General features: G+C 61.2%; 19 protein-coding genes, 3 tRNA genes and 1 riboswitch. Of the genes, 10 read left to right on the plus strand and 12 right to left on the minus strand.

Annotation, left to right across the window (positions count from 1 at the left end):
- Positions 1–240 precede the first annotated feature (240 nt).
- Positions 241–2160, plus strand: a complete 1920-nt coding sequence (locus tag ACIOJF_RS01060) for a DEAD/DEAH box helicase (protein WP_105662540.1) — start codon at positions 241–243, stop codon at positions 2158–2160.
- A gap of 92 nt (positions 2161–2252) precedes the next feature.
- On the opposite strand, the gene thiC is transcribed toward ACIOJF_RS01060, so the two are convergent.
- Together thiC and ACIOJF_RS01070 are read right to left on the minus strand one after the other, a co-directional pair.
- Positions 2253–3995 (minus strand): phosphomethylpyrimidine synthase ThiC, encoded by a 1743-nt coding sequence (thiC, locus tag ACIOJF_RS01065; protein WP_105656891.1) that lies wholly within the window; start codon positions 3993–3995, stop codon positions 2253–2255.
- Positions 3992–4099: riboswitch (TPP riboswitch) on the minus strand. (Overlaps the previous gene by 4 nt.)
- 273 nt (positions 4100–4372) lie before the next feature.
- A tRNA-Thr gene (locus tag ACIOJF_RS01070) sits at positions 4373–4444 on the minus strand.
- Between the two features lie 533 nt (positions 4445–4977).
- On the opposite strand from ACIOJF_RS01070, the gene ACIOJF_RS01075 reads away from it, so the two are divergent.
- A tRNA-Thr gene (locus tag ACIOJF_RS01075) sits at positions 4978–5049 on the plus strand.
- Positions 5050–5096: 47 nt separating this feature from the next.
- Positions 5097–5173, plus strand: a tRNA-Met gene (locus ACIOJF_RS01080).
- 82 nt (positions 5174–5255) lie between these two features.
- Here the strand turns inward: ACIOJF_RS01080 and ACIOJF_RS01085 are convergent.
- Positions 5256–6032, minus strand: a complete 777-nt coding sequence (locus tag ACIOJF_RS01085; RefSeq protein ID WP_286134123.1) for a GTP pyrophosphokinase family protein — start codon at positions 6030–6032, stop codon at positions 5256–5258.
- Between the two features lie 241 nt (positions 6033–6273).
- Between ACIOJF_RS01085 and ACIOJF_RS01090 the strand changes: the two genes are divergently transcribed.
- The 6 genes from ACIOJF_RS01090 (at position 6274) to ACIOJF_RS01115 (ending at position 10861) form a co-directional block, all read left to right on the plus strand.
- Positions 6274–7215, plus strand: a complete 942-nt coding sequence (locus tag ACIOJF_RS01090) for a DUF2797 domain-containing protein (RefSeq protein ID WP_105656890.1) — start codon at positions 6274–6276, stop codon at positions 7213–7215.
- Between the two features lie 87 nt (positions 7216–7302).
- On the plus strand, positions 7303–7578 hold the full coding sequence (locus ACIOJF_RS01095) for a hypothetical protein (RefSeq protein ID WP_105656889.1): 276 nt from the start codon (positions 7303–7305) through the stop codon (positions 7576–7578).
- A gap of 101 nt (positions 7579–7679) precedes the next feature.
- Positions 7680–8126: a MaoC family dehydratase N-terminal domain-containing protein gene (locus ACIOJF_RS01100; RefSeq protein WP_105656888.1), complete on the plus strand. Its 447-nt coding sequence runs from the start codon at positions 7680–7682 to the stop codon at positions 8124–8126.
- A 2-nt stretch (positions 8127–8128) separates the two neighbouring features.
- On the plus strand, positions 8129–8545 hold the full coding sequence (locus ACIOJF_RS01105; protein ID WP_105656887.1) for a MaoC family dehydratase: 417 nt from the start codon (positions 8129–8131) through the stop codon (positions 8543–8545).
- A 2-nt stretch (positions 8546–8547) separates the two neighbouring features.
- On the plus strand, positions 8548–9747 hold the full coding sequence (locus ACIOJF_RS01110) for an MFS transporter (RefSeq protein WP_402741104.1): 1200 nt from the start codon (positions 8548–8550) through the stop codon (positions 9745–9747).
- A gap of 52 nt (positions 9748–9799) precedes the next feature.
- A complete protein-coding gene (locus ACIOJF_RS01115; RefSeq protein WP_105661543.1) occupies positions 9800–10861 on the plus strand; it encodes a UDP-N-acetylmuramate dehydrogenase in 1062 nt (353 codons plus the stop codon).
- Positions 10862–10916: 55 nt separating this feature from the next.
- Here ACIOJF_RS01115 and ACIOJF_RS01120 read toward each other — a convergent pair whose 3' ends face one another.
- Positions 10917–11174, minus strand: coding sequence for a hypothetical protein (locus ACIOJF_RS01120; RefSeq protein ID WP_402741378.1), 258 nt, complete (start codon positions 11172–11174; stop codon positions 10917–10919).
- Here ACIOJF_RS01120 and ACIOJF_RS01125 point away from each other — a divergent pair.
- The gene (locus tag ACIOJF_RS01125; protein WP_402741105.1) at positions 11068–11427 is read left to right on the plus strand and encodes a GNAT family N-acetyltransferase; all 360 of its coding nucleotides are present in this window, start codon (positions 11068–11070) and stop codon (positions 11425–11427) included. The genes ACIOJF_RS01120 and ACIOJF_RS01125 overlap by 107 nt on opposite strands.
- Before the next feature lie 81 nt (positions 11428–11508).
- Here the strand turns inward: ACIOJF_RS01125 and asd are convergent, their stop codons facing one another.
- From asd to mshD, 8 genes are all read right to left on the minus strand, one after another.
- Positions 11509–12627 carry an aspartate-semialdehyde dehydrogenase gene (gene asd / locus ACIOJF_RS01130; RefSeq protein ID WP_105656883.1) on the minus strand — a complete coding sequence of 373 codons (1119 nt, stop codon included), beginning with the start codon at positions 12625–12627 and terminating at the stop codon, positions 11509–11511.
- Between the two features lie 112 nt (positions 12628–12739).
- A complete protein-coding gene (locus tag ACIOJF_RS01135; RefSeq protein WP_105656882.1) occupies positions 12740–12967 on the minus strand; it encodes an NF038396 family protein in 228 nt (75 codons plus the stop codon).
- Positions 12968–12974: 7 nt separating this feature from the next.
- Entirely contained in the window at positions 12975–13550 is a 576-nt protein-coding gene (locus ACIOJF_RS01140; protein WP_105656881.1) for a dihydrofolate reductase, read from the minus strand.
- Entirely contained in the window at positions 13547–14356 is an 810-nt protein-coding gene (locus ACIOJF_RS01145) for a thymidylate synthase (protein WP_105657074.1), read from the minus strand. The genes ACIOJF_RS01140 and ACIOJF_RS01145 overlap by 4 nt, the downstream gene beginning before the upstream one ends.
- 109 nt (positions 14357–14465) lie before the next feature.
- Entirely contained in the window at positions 14466–14795 is a 330-nt protein-coding gene (locus ACIOJF_RS01150) for a GNAT family N-acetyltransferase (protein WP_105656880.1), read from the minus strand.
- A 139-nt stretch (positions 14796–14934) separates the two neighbouring features.
- Positions 14935–15942, minus strand: coding sequence for an NUDIX domain-containing protein (locus ACIOJF_RS01155; RefSeq protein ID WP_402741106.1), 1008 nt, complete (start codon positions 15940–15942; stop codon positions 14935–14937).
- A complete protein-coding gene (locus ACIOJF_RS01160) occupies positions 15942–18158 on the minus strand; it encodes an RNA degradosome polyphosphate kinase (protein ID WP_105656878.1) in 2217 nt (738 codons plus the stop codon). The genes ACIOJF_RS01155 and ACIOJF_RS01160 overlap by 1 nt, the downstream gene beginning before the upstream one ends.
- A gap of 84 nt (positions 18159–18242) precedes the next feature.
- The gene (gene mshD, locus ACIOJF_RS01165; RefSeq protein ID WP_402741107.1) at positions 18243–19199 is read right to left on the minus strand and encodes a mycothiol synthase; all 957 of its coding nucleotides are present in this window, start codon (positions 19197–19199) and stop codon (positions 18243–18245) included.
- Positions 19200–19216 lie beyond the last annotated feature (17 nt).

Genomic DNA, 19216 nt, shown 5'->3' on the forward strand with positions numbered 1-19216 from the left:
TGTTCAAGCTAGCATTAAGTGTTCGCGAACATCAGGGTATCCCTCTCGCATCCAGCCCAATTTTTGAGGCCGGAGCCTTCTCGTGTTGTATTTTCCGCAAAGTGTGTGCGGGTCTTTATGTCATAGGGGAGCGCTTGATGAGCGTGACTTGTATCTGACTGTGCAGCCTATACGTCGTTTCTTTGGGGACGGCCAAGGCCTATCCCCTAACGAATGAGGTAATTCTTCGTGTCTTCTGACATGCCCGTAAACACCGACGACAACCAGACCCCGGAAGAGCCAACCGTGCTCTTCTCCGAACTTGGCCTGGATGCCCGCGTGCTTGCATCGCTTGCCGACCTTGGCTACGAAAAGCCATCGCCGATCCAGGCAGCGACCATTCCACTGCTTCTCGAAGGCCGCGACGTTGTCGGCCTGGCCCAGACCGGTACCGGCAAGACCGCTGCTTTCGCGCTTCCTGCCCTGTCCCGCATGGCAGAGCTGGCTGACACCAATGGTCCAGCCAAGACCCCGCAGATCCTGGTTCTGGCTCCAACCCGCGAGCTGGCCCTCCAGGTCGCCGAAGCCTTCACTTCCTACGCCAAGTACCTGCCGAACTTCACCGTTCTGCCAGTGTACGGCGGCTCGCCATACGGCCCGCAGCTCAACGGCTTGCGCCGTGGCGCCCAGGTAGTCGTTGGTACCCCAGGTCGCGTTATCGACCACATCAACAAGGGTTCCTTGGACCTGTCGAACCTGCAGTACGTTGTCCTTGATGAGGCCGACGAAATGCTGCGCATGGGCTTCGCCGAAGAGGTCGACAAGATCTTGGAAGCTACCCCGGAGGACAAGCAGGTTGCCCTGTTCTCGGCAACCATGCCACGCACCATCCGCCGCATCGCTTCGGAATACCTGCGCAACCCGCAGGAAGTTGCCGTGAAGTCCAAGCAGTCCACCGGCACCAACATCACCCAGCGCTACCTGCAGGTCATGGGCGCCCACAAGCTGGACGCCATGACCCGCATCCTGGAATCCGAGTCGTTCGAAGGCGTTATCACCTTCGTCCGCACCAAGATGGCTACCGAGGACCTGGCCGACAAGCTGAAGGCCCGCGGCTTCACCGCGGCTGCCATCAACGGCGACATCCCTCAGCAGCAGCGTGAGCGCACCGTGGAGAACCTGCGCTCGGGCAAGATCGACATCCTGGTTGCTACCGACGTGGCAGCTCGTGGCTTGGACGTTGAGCGTATTTCGCACGTTATCAACTTCGACATCCCGCATGACACCGAGTCCTACGTGCACCGCATTGGCCGTACCGGCCGTGCCGGCCGCTCGGGCGACGCGATCCTGTTCATGACCCCGCGCGAGAAGTACTTGCTGCGTGCCATCGAGAAGGCTACCCGCCAGCCGGTGACCCAGATGCAGCTGCCTTCGCTGGATTCGGTCAATGACCGTCGTATCCAGAAGTTCACCGATCGCATCGACAAGACCATCAGTGGCCAGGACCTGACCACCTTCCGCGAAATCGTGGAGAAGTTCGCTTCCGAGCACGAAGACCTGGACCAGCTGGAAATCGCAGCTGCACTGGCTCTGATGGCCCAGGGCGGCCGCCCGCTGCTGATGACCGAACCAGTCATGTCCCCTTCGAAGAAGGCACGCATGGATCGCCCAGAGCGCGGCGAGCGTAGCGAACGCGGTGACCGTGGCGATCGCGGTCCACGTGCCCGCAAGACCGCTGCCGAAGGCAACGCCATGTACCGTCTGGCCGTAGGCCGACGCAACCGCGTGCAGCCGGGCTCGATCGTTGGCGCACTGGCCAACGAGGGCGGCTTCGATTCTTCGGAAATCGGCGGCATCGAGATCCGTTCGGACCACACCCTGGTCGAGCTGCCAGCAGAGCTGAGCAAGGACCAGTGGCGTGCACTGTCCAAGACCCGCATCGGCGGCGAAGCCATCGAGCTCGAGCTCGACAATGGCCGCAGCCCGCGCCGTGACGACGAAGGCGACCGCGGTGGCTTCCGTGGCGGCCGTGGTGGTGGCTTCGGCGGCGGACGCAGTGGCGGCCGTGGCGGTTTCGGTGGCGGACGCGGCGGCGGACGTGGCGGCTTCGGCGGCGGCGGACGCGGCGGCAAGGATCGCTTCAGCGACTCGGGCCGCAGCGGTGGACGTCGCGACTACTAAGCCTGTCGCACGCAGCTGAACAGCATTGAATAACGCCCTTGGGGCAAGCCGAAAGCTTGCCCCAAGGGCGTTTTTTGTGCGCCGCAGGCTATTTACGGAGCAGGAGTTCCCACCGGGATCCCGTCCCCGAGATAGACCGTGCCGCCGCTTTCCAGGAACTGCTTGCTTTTCTGCGCCATCCCGGCCAATGCGGCTTGCGCCTCGGCCGAGCCGTACTCGTCGCGGATATCCTGGGAGATGCGCATGGAGCAGAACTTCGGCCCGCACATGGAGCAGAAGTGGGCGGTCTTGGCCGGCTCGGCCGGCAAGGTCTCATCATGGAATTCCTGCGCGGTGACCGGGTCAAGGGACAACGCGAACTGGTCATTCCAGCGGAATTCGAAGCGCGCCTTGCTCAGCGCATCATCCCGCGCTGTGGCACCCGGGTGGCCCTTGGCCAGATCGGCGGCGTGCGCAGCGATCTTGTAGGTGATCACCCCGGTCTTCACATCATCCCGGTTGGGCAGTCCCAGATGCTCCTTGGGGGTGACGTAGCAGAGCATCGCGGTCCCGTACCGTGCGATCTCCGTGGCGCCAATGGCGCTGGTGATGTGGTCGTAGCCCGGGGCGATGTCGGTGACCAGCGGGCCCAGGGTATAGAACGGCGCCCCGTCGCACAGCTGCTGCTGGCGTTCCACATTCTCGCGCACCAGATGGAACGGGATATGCCCCGGGCCTTCGACCATCACCTGCACATCGTACTTCCAGGCGCGCTTGGTCAGCTCGGCCAGGGTGTCCAGCTCGGCGAACTGGGCGGCGTCGTTCGCATCTGCGATGGAGCCCGGGCGCAGCCCGTCGCCCAGCGAGAAGGCCACGTCGTACTGCGCGAAGATCTCGCACAGCTGATCGAAGTGGGTGTACAGGAAATTCTCCTGGTGGTGCGCCAAGCACCAGCCGGCCATGATGGACCCGCCACGCGAGACCATGCCGGTGACCCGGTTGGCGGTCAGCGGGATGTAGCGCAGCAGCACCCCGGCGTGGATGGTCATGTAGTCCACGCCCTGCTCGCACTGCTCAATGACGGTGTCGCGGAAGATCTCCCAGGTCAGTTCGTTGGCTTCGCCGTTGACCTTCTCCAACGCCTGGTAGATCGGCACGGTGCCGATGGGGACCGGGGAGTTGCGGATGATCCACTCGCGGGTGGTGTGGATGTCATCTCCGGTGGACAGGTCCATTACCGTGTCCGCGCCCCATTTGGCCGCCCACTGGAGCTTGGAGACTTCTTCTGCGATGGAGCTGGTCACCGCCGAGTTGCCGATATTCGCATTGATCTTGACCAGGAACGCCTTGCCGATGATCATCGGCTCGGATTCCGGGTGGTTGATGTTCGCCGGGATGATGGCTCGCCCGGCCGCGAGCTCGCTGCGCACCAGCTCGACATCGCATTCCTCGCGCAGGGCCACATAGCGCATTTCCGGGGTGATGATCCCGGCACGCGCATAGTGCATCTGCGTCACGCGGGCTCCGCCAACGGCCCGCAGTGGCGGGGCTGAGCGTCCGGCCCATTCCGCGCTGGCCGTGCCGCGGCGGACCGCTGAGCGTCCGTCGTCGTGCAGGTTGCGTTCGCGGCCTGCATAGGTTTCCACGTCCCCGCGTTCCAGGATCCACCGCTCGCGGAAGGGTTGCAGGCCTTGGGTGGGCTCGCTTCCCGGTCCGCTGGTGCGATATACCGCCAGCGGCTCGTTGGGCTGTCCATTGGGGGAGTCTGCCAATTGGATCTGCGTGACGGGAACAGAAATTCCCGCAGATTCACGGTAGGCAAGGGTGTGGGCAGGGTGCTGTTCAATTTGTTCCACTGGGGAAACTCACTTCCTTCGCCGGCATTACCCGGACAGGTTCAACGGTCGCGGACGGCGATAGCCCGATCTCAGCCCTTGCCAGGGCACCCGTGTGGTCGCGAACAACTTAGCACGCTTGCGAGGAGAAAACGCAAACCCAGTGGTCAGGGCCTGACATCAAGGAAGTGGGAAGGGCCGGCTGTGGCGGGCCAGGATGCTTTTCATTGGCCGGAGACTCTTGCCGGGGGCACCTGGAATCCGGGGCGCAAGACGCGGCCGATAGCCGGTGCTGCAGCTTGGGGTGCGCCTTGGGCCATGCTCGCAGTGGCTACACGGCATCTGCGGGATAAACGAAAAGAGAGGCAATCTGGAACCAGATTGCCTCTCTTATTTCGAGCCCCCTGCCGGAATCGATCCGGCGACCTCGTTCTTACCAAGAACGCGCTCTACCACTGAGCTAAGGGGGCAACAGGTAAATACTTTACACAGGTTTTTGAGGTTTGCAAAATCCGTCGGGAATTTGTTGCTGAGGTCACAATATTCCTACTCAAGACCGGAATGGGCGGCAAGGAGCTGTTGCCTTCCTGGCGGTTTCCAGCGCCCCGGTTCACGGCCCGGGATCCAGCTGCCGGGCACCGGAGCCGTGCCTGGGCGCCTAGGTGGATCGGGTGTTGCCCAAGTGCCGCTCGGTCAGGGGTTCTGGAGTGGGAAAAGGTGTCAGCGTTCCGAAGTTCCAAGCGGGGTAATTCGATGCTTGGCCACCGGGGATGATCCGCGGGATCCTATCCTGCGCGTCATGGCAAATCCGCGATTGACCGCGAGGAGCACTCTCGTGAGCATCGTCACCAGGGCACTTTTTGTCCCACCCTTCGTCCCCGGGGTAGCGAGTAAGAGGATAAATAGTCATTGACTAGTGGTTTTACAGAATTCTCCGGGTCTTTTCCGGGGTGATCCGCCGATTTTTCTTTGCCGGGAAATCCGTGTAGAGTATTTACTCGTTGCCCCCTTAGCTCAGTGGTAGAGCGCGTTCTTGGTAAGAACGAGGTCGCCGGATCGATTCCGGCAGGGGGCTCTGAGTGAGAAGCATTCTTGGCTTCTACTGGATTGCTTCTCACTTGTGGCGGCGTAGCTCAGCTGGTTAGAGCGCACGACTCATAATCGTGAGGTCCCGGGATCGAGTCCCGGCGCCGCTACCAAATCAAAGATCCTCGGCCTCGGCCGAGGATCTTTTTTGGTTTCCGGCCCCGAAGCAGCATTGTCCTTCGAGGGCATGAACGGCTAGTGATCCAAGTCCTTCTCCTGGTTCCCGTCCTTGGCTTGCTGAGCCAGCGACAGCAGCCCCTGGATCGCTGTCGTATCGAAATCCGCCTCTTGGCTCGGTGCCTGATTGGCATCATGGCCGTGGACTTCGGTATGCAAGCGCTGCATCTGCATGTCGAGTTTCGTCGCCATGGCCGCCGCGTCGGCAAGCTCTTGCACTAGATGTTCTGGAACTTCGCCCTCGTACTTGTAGAAGATCTTATGTTCCAGGCTTGCCCAGAAATCCTGGGCAATGGTACGGATCTGCAGCTCCACCACGACATCGACCGGGCCATCGGATAAGTAGACCGGGATCTGCACGATCGCATGGACACTTTTATAGCCGTTGGGCTTCGGGTTCTTGATGTAGTCCTTGATTTGGAGGACCTTCAGGTCATTCTGCGAGGTTAGCGTGTTCAGAACCTTGTAGATGTCCTTGACGAAACTGCAGGTAATGCGCACGCCGGCAATGTCGCTGATGTTCTCGCGAATGGCAGGCAGGGACGGGGAGATGTTCCGGCGGGAGACCTTGCGCATGATGCTCTCCGGAGTTTTCACCCGGGAAGTGACGTGCTCAATTGGATTGTAATTGTGCAAATACAAGAACTCTTCACGCAAGATCGAGACCTTGGTCAGCACCTCGTCCACCGCAAACTGGTACTCCATCATGAAACGCTGGAAATCATGGCGGAAAGCCTGCGTCAATCGCTGCAGCTCGGCCGGCGAAGGGGCGGTCTCGGCAGCTGCGATGGCCACTGCACGAGTCTTGTCATCAAATGGGACAGAAATCCTGGATCACCTCAGCAGATTATGGCCCGGCCCGCGGTACGGTTCCGGTGCAGTTCCAGCCTAAGGGCTTCTCCTAGGAATTAGGCCAGAACGAATCGGGAATTCGTCCAGCAAACTTTCGGGCTGCAGGCGCCGGCCAACCTGCCTTGCAGGAGCTAGCCATGTCCGGTGAACTATCGTTGAAGAGGTAACTTCGAGGAAGGCATCGATGGAATTCGCCAGCGACCACCGGCAGCTCTGCCACGGCATCAGCTTCTCAGAGCATGAACGCGCCCCCATGCTCCGGCTTAGGCAAGCGGAAAAATGGAGCACCGAATACCTGGAAGCCAACCGTTCCCTAAGCTTGCGCATCGGCGAACTGAAATTCTGCCTGGGCTACATCACGATGAACAGCGATGGCTCTCGCAACACCTTGCCTTGCCCGAAGAACAAAGCGCTGCGTACCGGAACCCAGTGCGAACGCTGCCACCGGCTGGATCATTCGAAGTTCATGCATCATTTCCACAAGACCGGCGAAGCCCCGGAAGGCATGCGCAAGTACCTGGAGCAGCCGCACTTCTTGTATGTCGCAAGCTTCGCCCATGGGGCGACCAAAGTCGGTACCACCTCAACCCAGAGCAAATGGACTCGCTTGGCGCAGCAGGGAGCGGTCATTGCCCGCTATATTGCCCGCGCCGCTGATGGAGCCGCTATTCGAGTGCTCGAAGACCTTGTCACTGAACACGTGGGCCTGAGCCAGCAAGTCCGGCAGAAGTCCAAGATCAAGGGACTGGCCAGCTGGGAACTGGACTACGCCCAGCTGGACCAGATCAACTCCGAAGCGGCAAGCCGGGCCCGGTCCTTCCTTGGCGCCCAGCGGGGCTTGGAAACCTACGGCGTGCAGCTGCGCGACGAGCTGTGGGAACAACCGGCCTTCGCCCGCCCGGTAGTAGACGCCTGGGATACCCATGCGCTGCATGCCTGGAATACCGCGCTGGGCGGGAACACCGTGAATCTGCGCATCCGCGGCGTGCTGGGGCAAAGCATCCTCGCAGACAGCGGCGAAGGCACCACCGTGCGCCTGCTGGATGCCGCCGAGTTGAAGACCCGCGAGGTCGCCATCGTGGAGAACTGCGCAGATTTCAGGGAAGAGCAATCCGCCCTGTTCTGAATCAGGCCCAGCGTTGTCGGGGGAGTCACGGGGAAATGCCCCGGCCACAATGAGCGGACACAGCCGGAGCTGAACTAGACTTGAACCATGACCAACACTCCTTGGGAATCAGCCTCACCACGCTATAAGAAGCTCGTCTTCGCTGCCATGGGCATCATGGGCGCAGGCATCATCTTGGCCATCATCGGCGCCAACATTCCATCGCTGCCAACGGTCTACACAGCAATCGGCATCATGGTCATCGGCATGCTCTGCCACATCGCCGGACTGGTTGTCCGCGCCAGGGATGCGCGCCAGTGGCGCATTGCCAATGGCCTGGCGGCCCCTCGAGCCAAGAAGCGCCCGGCGGACGGGCAGGACTAGGGCTCCGCAAGAATTCCACCGTGTGACCGCTTGGCTGCGCCCGGGTCCCGTATCCGGCGGCAGCCTCGCCTGGCCACTTCCAACAACGTTCAGGAGAATCCATGGGCATCAACCCCGACCTGGTAGGGCGCATCTACCCTGCCGGCGAGTCCTACCAGGTAGGCCGCGAAAAGATCCGCGAATTCGCCAAGGCCACCAAGGCCGCCAACCAGGCGCACTACGATGTGCAGGCCGCTCGCGAGCTGGGCTATAGCGATGTCGTTGCCCCTCCGACCTTCGCGATCATCATCGCCCAGCGCGCTGACGCGCAGCTGATTGCCGACCCGGCCAGTGGCATCGACTTCTCCCGCGTGGTGCACGCCGACCAGCGCTTCACCCATCACCGTCCAATCGTTGCCGGCGATGAACTGCTTGCCGAGCTCTACGTGGACCAGGTCCGTGAAATGGGTGCCGGTGCCATGATCACCACCCGCGCGGAAATAACCACCGTGGCTGGCGAGAAGATCGCAACCACCGTTTCATCGCTACTGGTACGAGCTGAGGACTAAGCATGATTGAATTCGAAAGCCTCGAAAAGGGCCAGGTCATTGGATCGCACACGGTGCAGGTCAACCGCGCGGACCTCGTCCGCTATGCAGGTGCCTCGGGCGACTTCAACCCGATTCACTGGAATGAGCGCTTCGCCAAGGAAGTGGAACTGCCATCGGTGATTGCCCACGGCATGTTCACCATGGGATCGGTCATCGACCTGGTCTCCCAGTGGGTCGGCAACCCGGGGGCCATCATCGACTACCAGACCCGCTTCACCAAGCCGGTAGTCGTCGAAGATCCCGAAGGTACCACCATTTCGGTGGAGGGCAAGGTCGGCGCCTTGGACTCCGAAGCCCGCACCGCCCGCATCGATCTGGCAGTCTCGGCCCATGACAGCAAGGTACTGCTCAAGTGCCAAGCCGTGGTGCAGCTCTAGGCATGCAACTTCCCGGTGAAGCGCAGAGGCCTGTAACCCAGTGGCGCAACGCGCTGATGGCCGCCTACCTGGCCAGCGGCCTGCTGATCTCGGCCCTGGTTTCGCGCTTGCCCGCAGTGCGTGATGCCCTGCAGCTGGACCACGCCAGCGTTGGACTGCTGCTGCTGTGCATGAGTGCAGGATCCTTCCTGTCCGTCTCGGTCTCAGGACAACTGGTTCTGCGCCTTGGGGCCACCCGCGTCATGCGCATCGCCGCGACAATAGCCGGCTGTTCACTCATTCTTGTAGGCGTGGGCGCAGGAATCTTTGGCAGCGCCCTGATCTGCGGCATCTTCCTCTTCGCCCAGGGCCTGGGGACCGCATCATGGAATGTCGCCTCCAATGTCCAAGGCGCGGCCATGGAACGCGCCTTGGGCAAGAGCATCATGCCCGCCCTGCACGGTTTCTTCTCCATCGGCACCGTGATCGGTGCCGGCGCTGGTGCGCTAGGTGCCCGACTGCAGATCCCGTTGCAGTACCACTACGGCTTCATGGGCCTGGTTATCGTCTTCACCGTGCTCTACAGTGCCCGATTCTACGGAGAAGACTACAGCCGGACCCCGCGCACCAGCAGCGGGACCTCGCTGAAGAAGGCATGGACCGAACCGCAGACCGTCCTCTTGGGCGTTCTGGTTCTGGGCATGGCCCTGGCTGAAGGCGCAGCCGGCGACTGGGTGGCCATGGCACTGGTGGATGGATACCACACGAAGGAAGGCGTGGGAGCCATCGGCTACGGCGTCTTCGTTACCGCCATGACCCTGACCCGGCTGCTGTCCGGCGATCTGATCTTGCGCCTGGGCCGCGTCGTCATGATCCGGGCCAGCGCCATCAGCGCCCTGGTCGGGGTACTGCTCTTCGCCTTTGGCAACAACCTGCCGCTGGCCTTCGTGGCCTTGGCCATCTGGGGCATGGGAGTGGCCCTGACCTTCCCGCTGGCCATGAGCGCGGCATCGGATGATCCTGTTCATTCCGCGACCCGCGTCTCGGTAGTGTCCACCATCGGCTACGGCGCCTTCCTCGGTGGCCCGCCGCTTTTGGGACTGCTGGCTGAAGTCATCGGCCTGCTCCCTGCTTTGGGTTCCATTTCCATCCTGGTGGTCGTGGCCTTCTGCTTGTCCTCTAATGCCGCCGGAAACCGTACCGGCGGCGCAGGCAAAGCGTAGAACGCCGGCCGGCCGCACCTATTCGTTCCCATACGGAAAGTAAACTGAAGCAATGCTGAAGAATCTGACCACGACCCACGTTGGTGGGCCAGCCCAGCAATTGGTGACCGCTACCAGCGAAGCTGAACTGGCTCAAGCCGTTGCGGCAGCAGACACCGCAGGGCACGACGTTCTGCTCATTGGCGGGGGTTCCAACCTGGTGATCTCCGACGAGGGGTACCCGGGCGTCGCAGTGCAGATCGCCACCCGCGGACTGCACCTGGACGAGCAGCCTAATGGCAAGGTGCTGCTGCGCGCTGCCGCCGGCGAGAACTGGGACACGACCGTTGAATACAGCCTGGCTGAGGGCCTGAGCGGACTGGAAGCGCTCTCGGGCATCCCCGGGTGCACCGGTGCCACTCCGGTGCAGAACGTCGGGGCCTACGGGGCAGACATTTCCCAGACCCTGGCGTGGGTGCGTGCCTACGACCGCCAGAGCAACCAGGTACTCAAGCTGGATAACTCCGAGCTTGGTTTCGCCTACCGCGATTCGGTCATCAAGCGCACGAGCACCAACGGATCCCCACGCTACGTGGTCCTGGAAGTGGCCTTCCTGCTGACCCGTGAAAATGAATCGGCTCCTATCCGCTATGCAGAGCTGGCCCGCCGGCTCGGAGTCGAAGCTGGCGAACGCGCCGACGCACTCGAAGTGCGCCAGACCGTTCTGGACTTGCGTCGTTCCAAGGGCATGGTCTTTGATGCCAGGGATGCCGACTCGCACTCCACGGGTTCCTTCTTCACCAACCCCATCGTTGAATCCAGCGTCATGGGCAAGCTTCCCGAGAACGCTCCGAGCTACCCGGCGGAACAAGCTGGCTTCCTCAAGCTGTCCGCCGCGTGGCTCATCGACCAGGCCGGTTTCGGCAAGGGCTACGGCTTGGAGGGGACCGAGGGGTTCGCGCTCGCTGGCGGCCGAGCGTCCCTGTCCACCAAGCACACACTGGCCATCACCAACCGCGGGGAAGCCACCGCCCAGGACATTGTGGCCATTGCGCGGGCAGTTCGCGCCGGCGTGCAGCAGCGTTTTGGCATTGAACTGGTCAATGAGCCGTTGCTGATCGGCCTAGCTTTCTAAGCGAGCAGCATGCCAGCCATCGCCGGAACACGGGAGGAAAACAAGGGTGCACTTGTCATTTCGAAAGCTCGGGCTGGAGGATATCGACCTGCTGGAAGCGAACTTCCAATCCGTGCAGGGTGCCGGTGAAGCCCAGTGGTTCGGCTTCTGGGATACGAACAAGCTGCGCGCCCGTGTCGGCCAGGACCAGTTGATCGGCAACGCCGATGGCGCGCTGGTGGTCTGCTTGGGGGCAAATAATCGGCAAAGTCGATTGGTTCACCGTTTCGTCGTGGGGTCGGGCCAACACCTCGGCCTGCTGGGAAGTCGCCATCGGCATCTTTGCCCAGTACCGCGGCCAGGGCCATGGCACGGAGGGGCAGAAGATGCTCGTCGACTACTTGTTCACCCACTACCCCCGTCATCGGATCCAGGCTACGACAGCCGCAGAAAATGCGGCTGAGCAGAAGTGCCTGGAGAAGCTGGGGTTCACCCGCGAGGGTGTCATCCGCCAAGCGCAGTGGCGCGCCGGTGCGTGGCACGACCAGCTGATCTATTCAGTACTCCGGGATGAGTGGGCCCACTAGAGCTCATCCGCAGGGGAAATGGCCAAGCCCAGAACAGAAATTTCTGTTCTGGGCTTGGCCATGGCTTTGCCTCGGAGGTGCCTAGAGGCGGCCCTGGGCGATAGCGAGCATGCGGCGCAGCGGCTCGGCAGCGCCCCACAGCAGCTGGTCTCCAACGGTAAAGGCCGAGATGTACTCAGGACCCATTTCCAGCTTGCGGATACGGCCGACCGGGATATCCAAGGTACCGGACGCCGCGACCGGAGTCAGCTGGTCCATGGTGGCTTCCTTCTCGTTGGGAACGACCTTGGCCCACTGGTTGTCTGCTGAGAGCAGCGACTCGATTTCGGAGATCGGCAGGTCTTCCTTCAGCTTCAGCGTCAGTGCCTGCGAGTGCGAGCGCATGGCACCGATGCGGACGCACAGGCCGTCCATGATGATCTGCTTGTCGCCGGGGGTCTGCAGGATCTTGTTGGTCTCAACGCCTGCCTTCCACTCTTCGCGGGACTGGCCGTTGCCCAAATCAGCGTCGATCCATGGGATCAGCGAGCCGCCCAGTGGTACGCCGAATTGCGCGGCATCCAGGTTTCCGCGCTGGGTTTCCAGGACCTTGCGGTCGATTTCCAGGATGGCGCTGGCTGGATCAGCCAACTCGCTGCCCACCGACGCATTGATGTCGCCGAACTGGGTGAGCAGTTCGCGCATATGGCGTGCGCCGCCGCCGGAAGCGGCCTGGTAGGTCATCGCGGTGCCCCACTCGACCAAGTTGTTCTTGAATAGCCCGCCCAAGCCCATGAGCATGCACGAGACGGTGCAGTTGCCGCCGATGTAGTCCTTGACGCCAGAGGCCAGGGATTCATCGATCACGGCTCGGTTGACCGGGTCCAAAACGATGACCGAATCATCATTCATGCGCAGCGAGGACGCCGCATCGATCCACAGGCCGTCCCAGCCGGACTTGCGAAGCTCGGTGTGGACCTTGGTCGTGTAGTCCCCGCCCTGGGCAGTGACGATGATCGGCAACTTGGACAGCGTTTCAATATCGAACGCGTCCTGCAGCGGCCCAGCACCCTCAGCGAATGCCGGGGCGTTGCCGCCGGCATTGGAAGTCGAGAAAAATACCGGGTCAATCTGGGCGAAATCGCCCTCGTCGAGCATGCGCTGCATCAGCACGGAACCAACCATGCCTCGGTAACCTACAAAACCAACAGATGAAGTCATGTATCCATGGTAGGGGCGTTTATCCGGCAGAGCCCGGTTCGTTACACCAGTTAAAGCAGAATCACACCCAAGCCCCAGCAGGGTTCAGGTGTGACTCGGTGCAGCGAAAGTTTTACTTTTCCTCAAGTAGCAGCTTGCGGTTCTTGATCGCCCACATGGCGGAGAAGATAAAGATCTGCGTCGGGACCAGCAGCATGATCAGGCCGAATACCTTGTGGCCGCCGAGAACCATGAAGAAGCCGAGTACGGCCACCACCAAGGCCAGCAGCGGGAAGAGCATGTATCCGAGAATGAAGAGTGCTTCGGGGTGCTGCTTGAGCTCTCCGATGTATTTTTTCATGGTCGTTCTAATCCTTTTGGCGAAGCCAGGTTTCAAAGCGGTAGCGGGTACCGGTGGAGGAAGTGTGCCAGTGGGCAGCTTCCGAATCTAGGGACGGATCGGATGCGCCCAGAGCGAAGCCAGCGGTGAGCTTCGGTGCGGAGGTATCTCCAGCAGGGGAGGCATCGAGCTTGGTAATCACCGCGACGTCCAGCAGCGCCAGTGCCTGGGCATAGACCTTTCCGCCGCCAATGATCCATACTTCTTCGCCGCCGGCGCTGCGCTGTGCCAACGCGATGGCTTCTTCCAAGCTGGAGACGGGGAGTGCGCCATCCTTGCGCAGCTGCGCGTGGGCATCAGCCTGCGTGGTCAGCACGATGTTGGTGCGTCCTGGCAATGGACGGAACTTCGCCGGGAAGGAATTCCATGTGGCACGACCCATGATCACTGGATGGCCAGCGGTCGTGCGCTTGAAATGGGCCAGGTCCTCGGGAACGTGCCATGGCATGGCGCCGTCAGCGCCAATAATGCCGTTCTCGGCTTGGGCCCAAATGGCGCCAACCAGCGGTTCAACGTCGTGTGCGTGGCGAGGCTTGGGAGTCATACCGCTACGGCTCCCTTGATCGTCGGGTGGTGCTGGTAGTCGTTGATGCTGAAATCTTCCAGCGTGTAGTCGAAGATCGACTCGGGCTTGGAATTGAAGCTGAGCGTCGGGTATGGGTAAGGATCCCGGGAGAGCTGCTCCTTGACCTGTTCCAAGTGGTTGGTGTAGATGTGCACGTCGCCACCAGTCCAGATGAACTCGCCTGGCTCCAGATCGAGCTGGTGGGCAAGCATGCGCGTGAGCAGTGCGTAGGAAGCGATGTTGAACGGTACGCCCAGGAACATGTCTGCACTGCGCTGGTAGAGCTGGCAGGAGAGCTTGCCCTCGGCCACGTAGAACTGGAAGAACACGTGGCATGGAGGCAACGCCATATTCTGGATCTCTGCGACATTCCACGCCGAGACGATGTGGCGGCGGGAGTCCGGATTGTTCCGCAGCGAGTCGACCAGCTGGGAGATCTGGTCAATGTGGCCGCCATCGGGAGTTGGCCAGCTGCGCCACTGGACACCATAGACCGGTCCGAGTTCGCCGGCTTCGTCAGCCCATTCATTCCAGATACGCACGCCCTGGTCCTGCAGCCACTTCACATTGGATTCGCCGCGCAGGAACCACAAGAGTTCTGCTGCCACGGATTTGAAGTGCACGCGTTTGGTGGTGACCAGCGGGAAAGAATCCTTCAGATCGAAGCGGATCTGGCGGCCGAATACCGACAGCGTTCCAGTTCCGGTGCGGTCTTCCTTGGAGGCGCCGTTCTCCAGCACGTCTCGAAGCAGATCTTCATAAGGGGTTGCGATTGGAGTCGTCATCATACCTGTCGTGCTGGTGGTCGGCGCTGGCATATTCACACGTCCCAGTTTAGATCAAACGGAAAGTTCCTGGAACTAAGCGCATTGATGATGCTGCTCGCACTCGAGCCTAGCTCGCAGCCACCATGTCGTTATACTCCGGGTAGCGGCGCAGGTAGTCTTGGACGTAGCTGCACTCCGGAATGATCTTCAGCCCCTTGTCGCGGAACTTGTCCAGGACCAAGGTCACCAGCGCGCGAGCGTATCCACGACGGCCGAATTCCTCATTGACTATGGTGTGCTGGATGGTGGCGATGCCATCTTCTTCGTAGTAGCCGAGGAAACCGACAAAAGTGGAACCGTGCCACAGCGAATAGCGGCCGCGGCTGGCATCGTGATCCAAACGCAGTCCATGGTGCACAATCTTCTCGACTGGCTGGTTCGGTTGCTGGGCAGTCATGGCATTACCTCATTCTTGGCTGTGACGTGTCTCCTATTCATAGTCTTATCCCTAACCGGAGGCAGATGCAACGGCTGGTGCCACGCCCTGAGAGAACACTGAAGCCCGGCATGCAATGCCGGGCTTCATCCGCATCAGACTAGTCGTGATACGGCGTATGAATCTCAAAGGAGACGATTCGCGGGCTGCCGGATTGGACCTGCTGCGCAATGATCAGGGACCCCGGTTCCAAATAGGGATCCTGGTCCGGCAGGGCCTTGGCCAGTTCATCAGTGGAGTTCTGGGCAAGAACCTCCAGCACGAAGGGCAGCACCGGGCGATGGGTGCAAATCACCTGGGAACGGTACTTGTCGAAGAGTTTTTGCACGGCTTTGCGTGCCCGCTCCGGATTGCGTGTCGCCGCATGTTCGGTCAGGGCTTTAATGCTCTTGAGCTTCAAGGCGTGCAAGGCGGCATAGGGAGTGATCGTCTGGACGCACCGCATCCACGGGGAAGAGGCCACGTGCATCGGCTTCCATGCTTCGAGCATCCGGGAAACTGCCTGCGCCTGGCGTCGCCCCGTCGCCGCCAGCGGGCGGTCTCCTTCGGCACGAGTCCAGTTGCCACGAGGCTTGGCCTTGGCATGGCGGACAATGAGCACCGGGTGCGTATCGAGCACGCCGGCTTCATAGGCCAGGACCAGATCGGACAGCGGCTGGTTGTCCGTGGCAATGGACAGCATTTTGGCAGCCTTCTTGGGACTGGTCCAAAGAGCCTCGTCGCATTCCGCGCCATCAGGCTCAATTACCGTCTGCGCATCGGTCTTGGCTGCCCAATAGTAGACAACTTTGGTTTTCTGGCCCACGGAGTAGGCGGTGGCTGAAAGCGGGATGCCCAAGGTGATGCGCAACCCGATTTCCTCGCGGACCTCGCGCAGCGCACACTCGGCGATGGATTCACCCTGATCCAGTTTGCCCTTGGGCCAGGACCAGTCATCGTACTTTGGGCGGTGGATCAGGAGAACTTGGAGTTTGCCGTCCTTCACGCGCCAGGGGATTGCCCCGGCGGCCACGATGTCGTATTCGCCAAGGCGGATTTCCTCGGCATCTGCAGAACGGATGATGTCACGAGCCCTGGTGCGGGTATCGCGCAGCTCTGGTTCGGTCACTAGCTATTACGTCCACTGTTTCGTCGGCGGGCATGTTCTTCAACTAACCAGAATTGGACGTCCGAGAGCGCCTTGCCATCCTCGTCCTGGTAATGGCGAATCCAGTCGCCATCGGAGTTCAGGTGCCACGAAGCGGTTTTGTCGTCCATGTAGCGGGCCAGCAGGGTGATCATGCGATCAATGTCCTCCTGGTTGCGCAGCGAGACCAGGGCTTCCACGCGACGATCCAGGTTGCGGTGCATCATGTCGGCGGAGCCGATGTACACCAGTGGATCTCCGCCGTTTTCAAACATGAACACGCGGCTGTGCTCAAGGAACCGGCCCAAGATGGAACGTACTTCGATGTTCTCGCTCAGTCCCGGCACTCCCGGGCGCAGGGCGCAGATGCCGCGAACGATGACTTCCACCTTGACCCTTGCCTGGCTGGCCCGGTACAGCGCATCGATGATGGCTTCATCCACGATGGAATTGACCTTGATGACGACCTTTGCCGGCTTGCCGGCCGCGGCGTTGACTATCTCCTTCTCGATATGCGCCAGCAAGCCGGTGCGTACCGAGCGCGGAGCAACCAGCAGGCGGTTGTAGGTCGAGCGCGGGGCGTAGCCCGAAAGCTGGTTGAACAGCTTGGAGATATCCTCGCCAACTTCGTCGTCGCAGGTGAGCAGGCCGAAGTCTTCGTAATACCGCGCGGTGCGCGGGTGGTAGTTGCCGGTGCCGATGTGGCAATAGCGGCGCAGCTTGTCGCCTTCGCGGCGAACCACCAAGGAGAGCTTGGAGTGGGTTTTCAGGCCCACGATGCCGTAGACCACGTGCACGCCCGCCTGTTCCAGCTTGCGCGCCCAAGAGATGTTGGCCTGCTCGTCGAAGCGGGCCTTGATTTCTACCAGGGCCAGAACCTGCTTGCCAGCTTCGGCCGCATCAATCAGCGCATCGACGATGGGCGAGTCGCCGCTGGTGCGGTACAGGGTCTGCTTGATGGCCATGACCTTCGGATCAGCTGCGGCCTGTTCCAGGAAGGCCTGCACGCTGGTGGAGAAGGAATCATAGGGATGGTGAAGCAGGATGTCGCGGCGCCGAACGGCCGCGAACACATTGGCGGCTTTGGCAGTTTCTGACTCGTTCAGGTAGTTCGAGGTATGGCCAACATGCTTGGTGTAGTGAAGCTCTGAACGGTCCAGCGACGCGATAACGCCCAAACCGCGCAGGTCCAATGGGGTGGGAAGCTTGAAAACCTCGTCCTCTTCAACACCGAGCTCGCGGGTGAGCAGCTCCATGATTTCAGGGTTGATGTCATTGGCGACTTCCAGGCGAACGGGAGGACCGAAGCGGCGGCGCAGCAATTCCTTCTCCAGCGCCTGCAGCAGGTTCTCTGCATCGTCCTCTTCAACTTCCAGGTCCTCGTTGCGGGTGACACGGAAGAAGTGGTGCTCGACGATTTCCATCCCCGGGAACAACAGCTCCAAGTGCACCGCAATAAGTGCTTCGAGCGGGATGAACCGGGCCGTACGCAACGAAGAGTGCGCCGCGCGGGTGCCGTCGATGCTGATCAGGCGGGCGATGGTGTCTGGCACCTTCAAGCGGGCAAATAGTTCCTTGCCGGTCAGCGGGTTGCGGACCACCACAGCCAGATTCAGCGACAGCCCGGAGATGTACGGGAATGGGTGAGCAGGGTCAACCGCCAGCGGAGTGAGTACCGGGAATACCTGGGAAACGAACCACTTGGAAAGCAGGTCACGCTCGGATGCCGAGAGGTCTTCCCAGGTGGTGATGCGGATACCCTGCTCGGCCAAATCGGGGTATACCGAGTCGGCGAAGACTTTGGCATGGCGGGTCTGCAGCGCGTGGGCCGAGGATAGCAGCAACTCCAACTGGTCTACCGGGTTCATTCCGTTAGCCGCCGGCACCGCCAGTCCAGCGTGGATGCGGCGCTTCAGCCCGGCAACGCGAACCATGAAGAACTCATCAAGGTTCGAGGCGAAGATGGACAGGAAGTTCACCCGTTCAAGCAAGGGCAGATCGGTGTCTTCGGCCAGCTCCAGAACGCGGGCGTTGAAATGCAGCCAGCTGAGCTCACGGTCAAGGAAACGCTCATTTTTGAATCCGCCATCAGGATGCAGATCCGGTAGCGAATCTGCTGGCTCTATACGATCTTCATTGACCTTCGAGGAAGGAACATCACGTAGCTGAGTACCAGTTTCCTTGGGGTAGCTATTCATCGGCTGAACTCACTTCTTTCCTGCAAGTGGACGCTAAAGACACCGCTGGCGGCAGTCGCGATAAATCAGGGACTGCCGGTACCCCTAGTCTATCTTCTGCGGACCGTACATAATGTCCGCATCCCAAAGTGTGAAGCCCAGCGAGCGGTAGAGCTTAACTGCAGCTTCATTATCGGCATCCACGTACAAGATCACCGCATCGACGCCCAGTTCCAGCAGGTAGTTGATGCCGGTGGTGGTCAAGGACCGGCCCAGGCCTAGTCCCTGCGCTTCGGGAACGACGCCGACAACGTAAACCTCGCCGGTGGGGCGGACCGCGTCTGCGGTAGCAGGATGGATTTTGGTCCAGTGGTAGGCGAGCAGATTCTCCTCCGCGTCAAAGGCCAAGAAGAAGCCGGATGGGTCGAACCAGTCCTCGGACATGCGCGCTTCGAGGTCATTGAGGGTCAGCGAACCTTGCTCGGGATGATGCACGAAGGACTTGGCGTTAGCTTCCAGCCATTGCGGCTCGTCCTCGCCAACACGGAAGGTGCGGACCGTAATCCGGCGATCAATCGCAGGCTCTTCAAGGTAATCGGTGCCTTCGCGGCGCATCCGGAACAGCTCGCGTACGCGGTCCAGGCCCACACCTGCGGCCAGCTTCTTGGCTGCATCGTGGTCGCCGTGCGCCCACGCCTGGATCTTCGAGAGATCCAGCAGCTCACCGAGCTTGCCCAGCAGGGTCCGGCCAATGCCAGCGCGGCGATGCTCGGGGTGGACTACCAGTTCCAGGACCCAAGGCTGATCCGGGGATTCCCGAACCGCGATGGCAACGCCGGCCAACGTCGACTCCGCGCCTTCGCCGGCTTCAGCCAGCAGGGCAAGCAGATTCTGGCTAGGCTCATCGGCTGCCAATGCCACCAGGGTCTGGTCGCTCAACGGCGGGTTGCCATCGGCTTTCTGCGCATCGAGGGCTAGCTGGCGCACGTCGGATAGCGCCCGTTCATCAAGCTCACCGGGGACGTGCTGGATGGAAACAGTGTTCTGTGGCAGTTCGCTCATGCATTTCACGATAGTCG

This window comes from Glutamicibacter sp. NPDC087831, from assembly GCF_044742845.1.
Taxonomy (GTDB): Bacteria; Actinomycetota; Actinomycetes; order Actinomycetales; family Micrococcaceae; genus Glutamicibacter.

Bases quoted from the DNA above. Each gene is read 5' to 3' on its own strand.
- ACIOJF_RS01060 (WP_105662540.1), top strand. From the start codon at position 241: ATGCCCGTAAACACCGACGACAACCAGACCCCGGAAGAGCCAACCGTG.
- ACIOJF_RS01090 (WP_105656890.1), top strand. From the start codon at position 6,274: ATGGAATTCGCCAGCGACCACCGGCAGCTCTGCCACGGCATCAGCTTC.
- ACIOJF_RS01095 (WP_105656889.1), top strand. From the start codon at position 7,303: ATGACCAACACTCCTTGGGAATCAGCCTCACCACGCTATAAGAAGCTC.
- ACIOJF_RS01100 (WP_105656888.1), top strand. From the start codon at position 7,680: ATGGGCATCAACCCCGACCTGGTAGGGCGCATCTACCCTGCCGGCGAG.
- ACIOJF_RS01105 (WP_105656887.1), top strand. From the start codon at position 8,129: ATGATTGAATTCGAAAGCCTCGAAAAGGGCCAGGTCATTGGATCGCAC.
- ACIOJF_RS01110 (WP_402741104.1), top strand. From the start codon at position 8,548: ATGCAACTTCCCGGTGAAGCGCAGAGGCCTGTAACCCAGTGGCGCAAC.
- ACIOJF_RS01115 (WP_105661543.1), top strand. From the start codon at position 9,800: ATGCTGAAGAATCTGACCACGACCCACGTTGGTGGGCCAGCCCAGCAA.
- ACIOJF_RS01125 (WP_402741105.1), top strand. From the start codon at position 11,068: ATGGCGCGCTGGTGGTCTGCTTGGGGGCAAATAATCGGCAAAGTCGAT.
- ACIOJF_RS01120 (WP_402741378.1), bottom strand. From the start codon at position 11,174: ATGGCGACTTCCCAGCAGGCCGAGGTGTTGGCCCGACCCCACGACGAA.
- asd (WP_105656883.1), bottom strand. From the start codon at position 12,627: ATGACTTCATCTGTTGGTTTTGTAGGTTACCGAGGCATGGTTGGTTCC.
- ACIOJF_RS01135 (WP_105656882.1), bottom strand. From the start codon at position 12,967: ATGAAAAAATACATCGGAGAGCTCAAGCAGCACCCCGAAGCACTCTTC.
- ACIOJF_RS01140 (WP_105656881.1), bottom strand. From the start codon at position 13,550: ATGACTCCCAAGCCTCGCCACGCACACGACGTTGAACCGCTGGTTGGC.
- ACIOJF_RS01145 (WP_105657074.1), bottom strand. From the start codon at position 14,356: ATGACGACTCCAATCGCAACCCCTTATGAAGATCTGCTTCGAGACGTG.
- ACIOJF_RS01150 (WP_105656880.1), bottom strand. From the start codon at position 14,795: ATGACTGCCCAGCAACCGAACCAGCCAGTCGAGAAGATTGTGCACCAT.
- ACIOJF_RS01160 (WP_105656878.1), bottom strand. From the start codon at position 18,158: ATGAATAGCTACCCCAAGGAAACTGGTACTCAGCTACGTGATGTTCCT.
- mshD (WP_402741107.1), bottom strand. From the start codon at position 19,199: ATGAGCGAACTGCCACAGAACACTGTTTCCATCCAGCACGTCCCCGGT.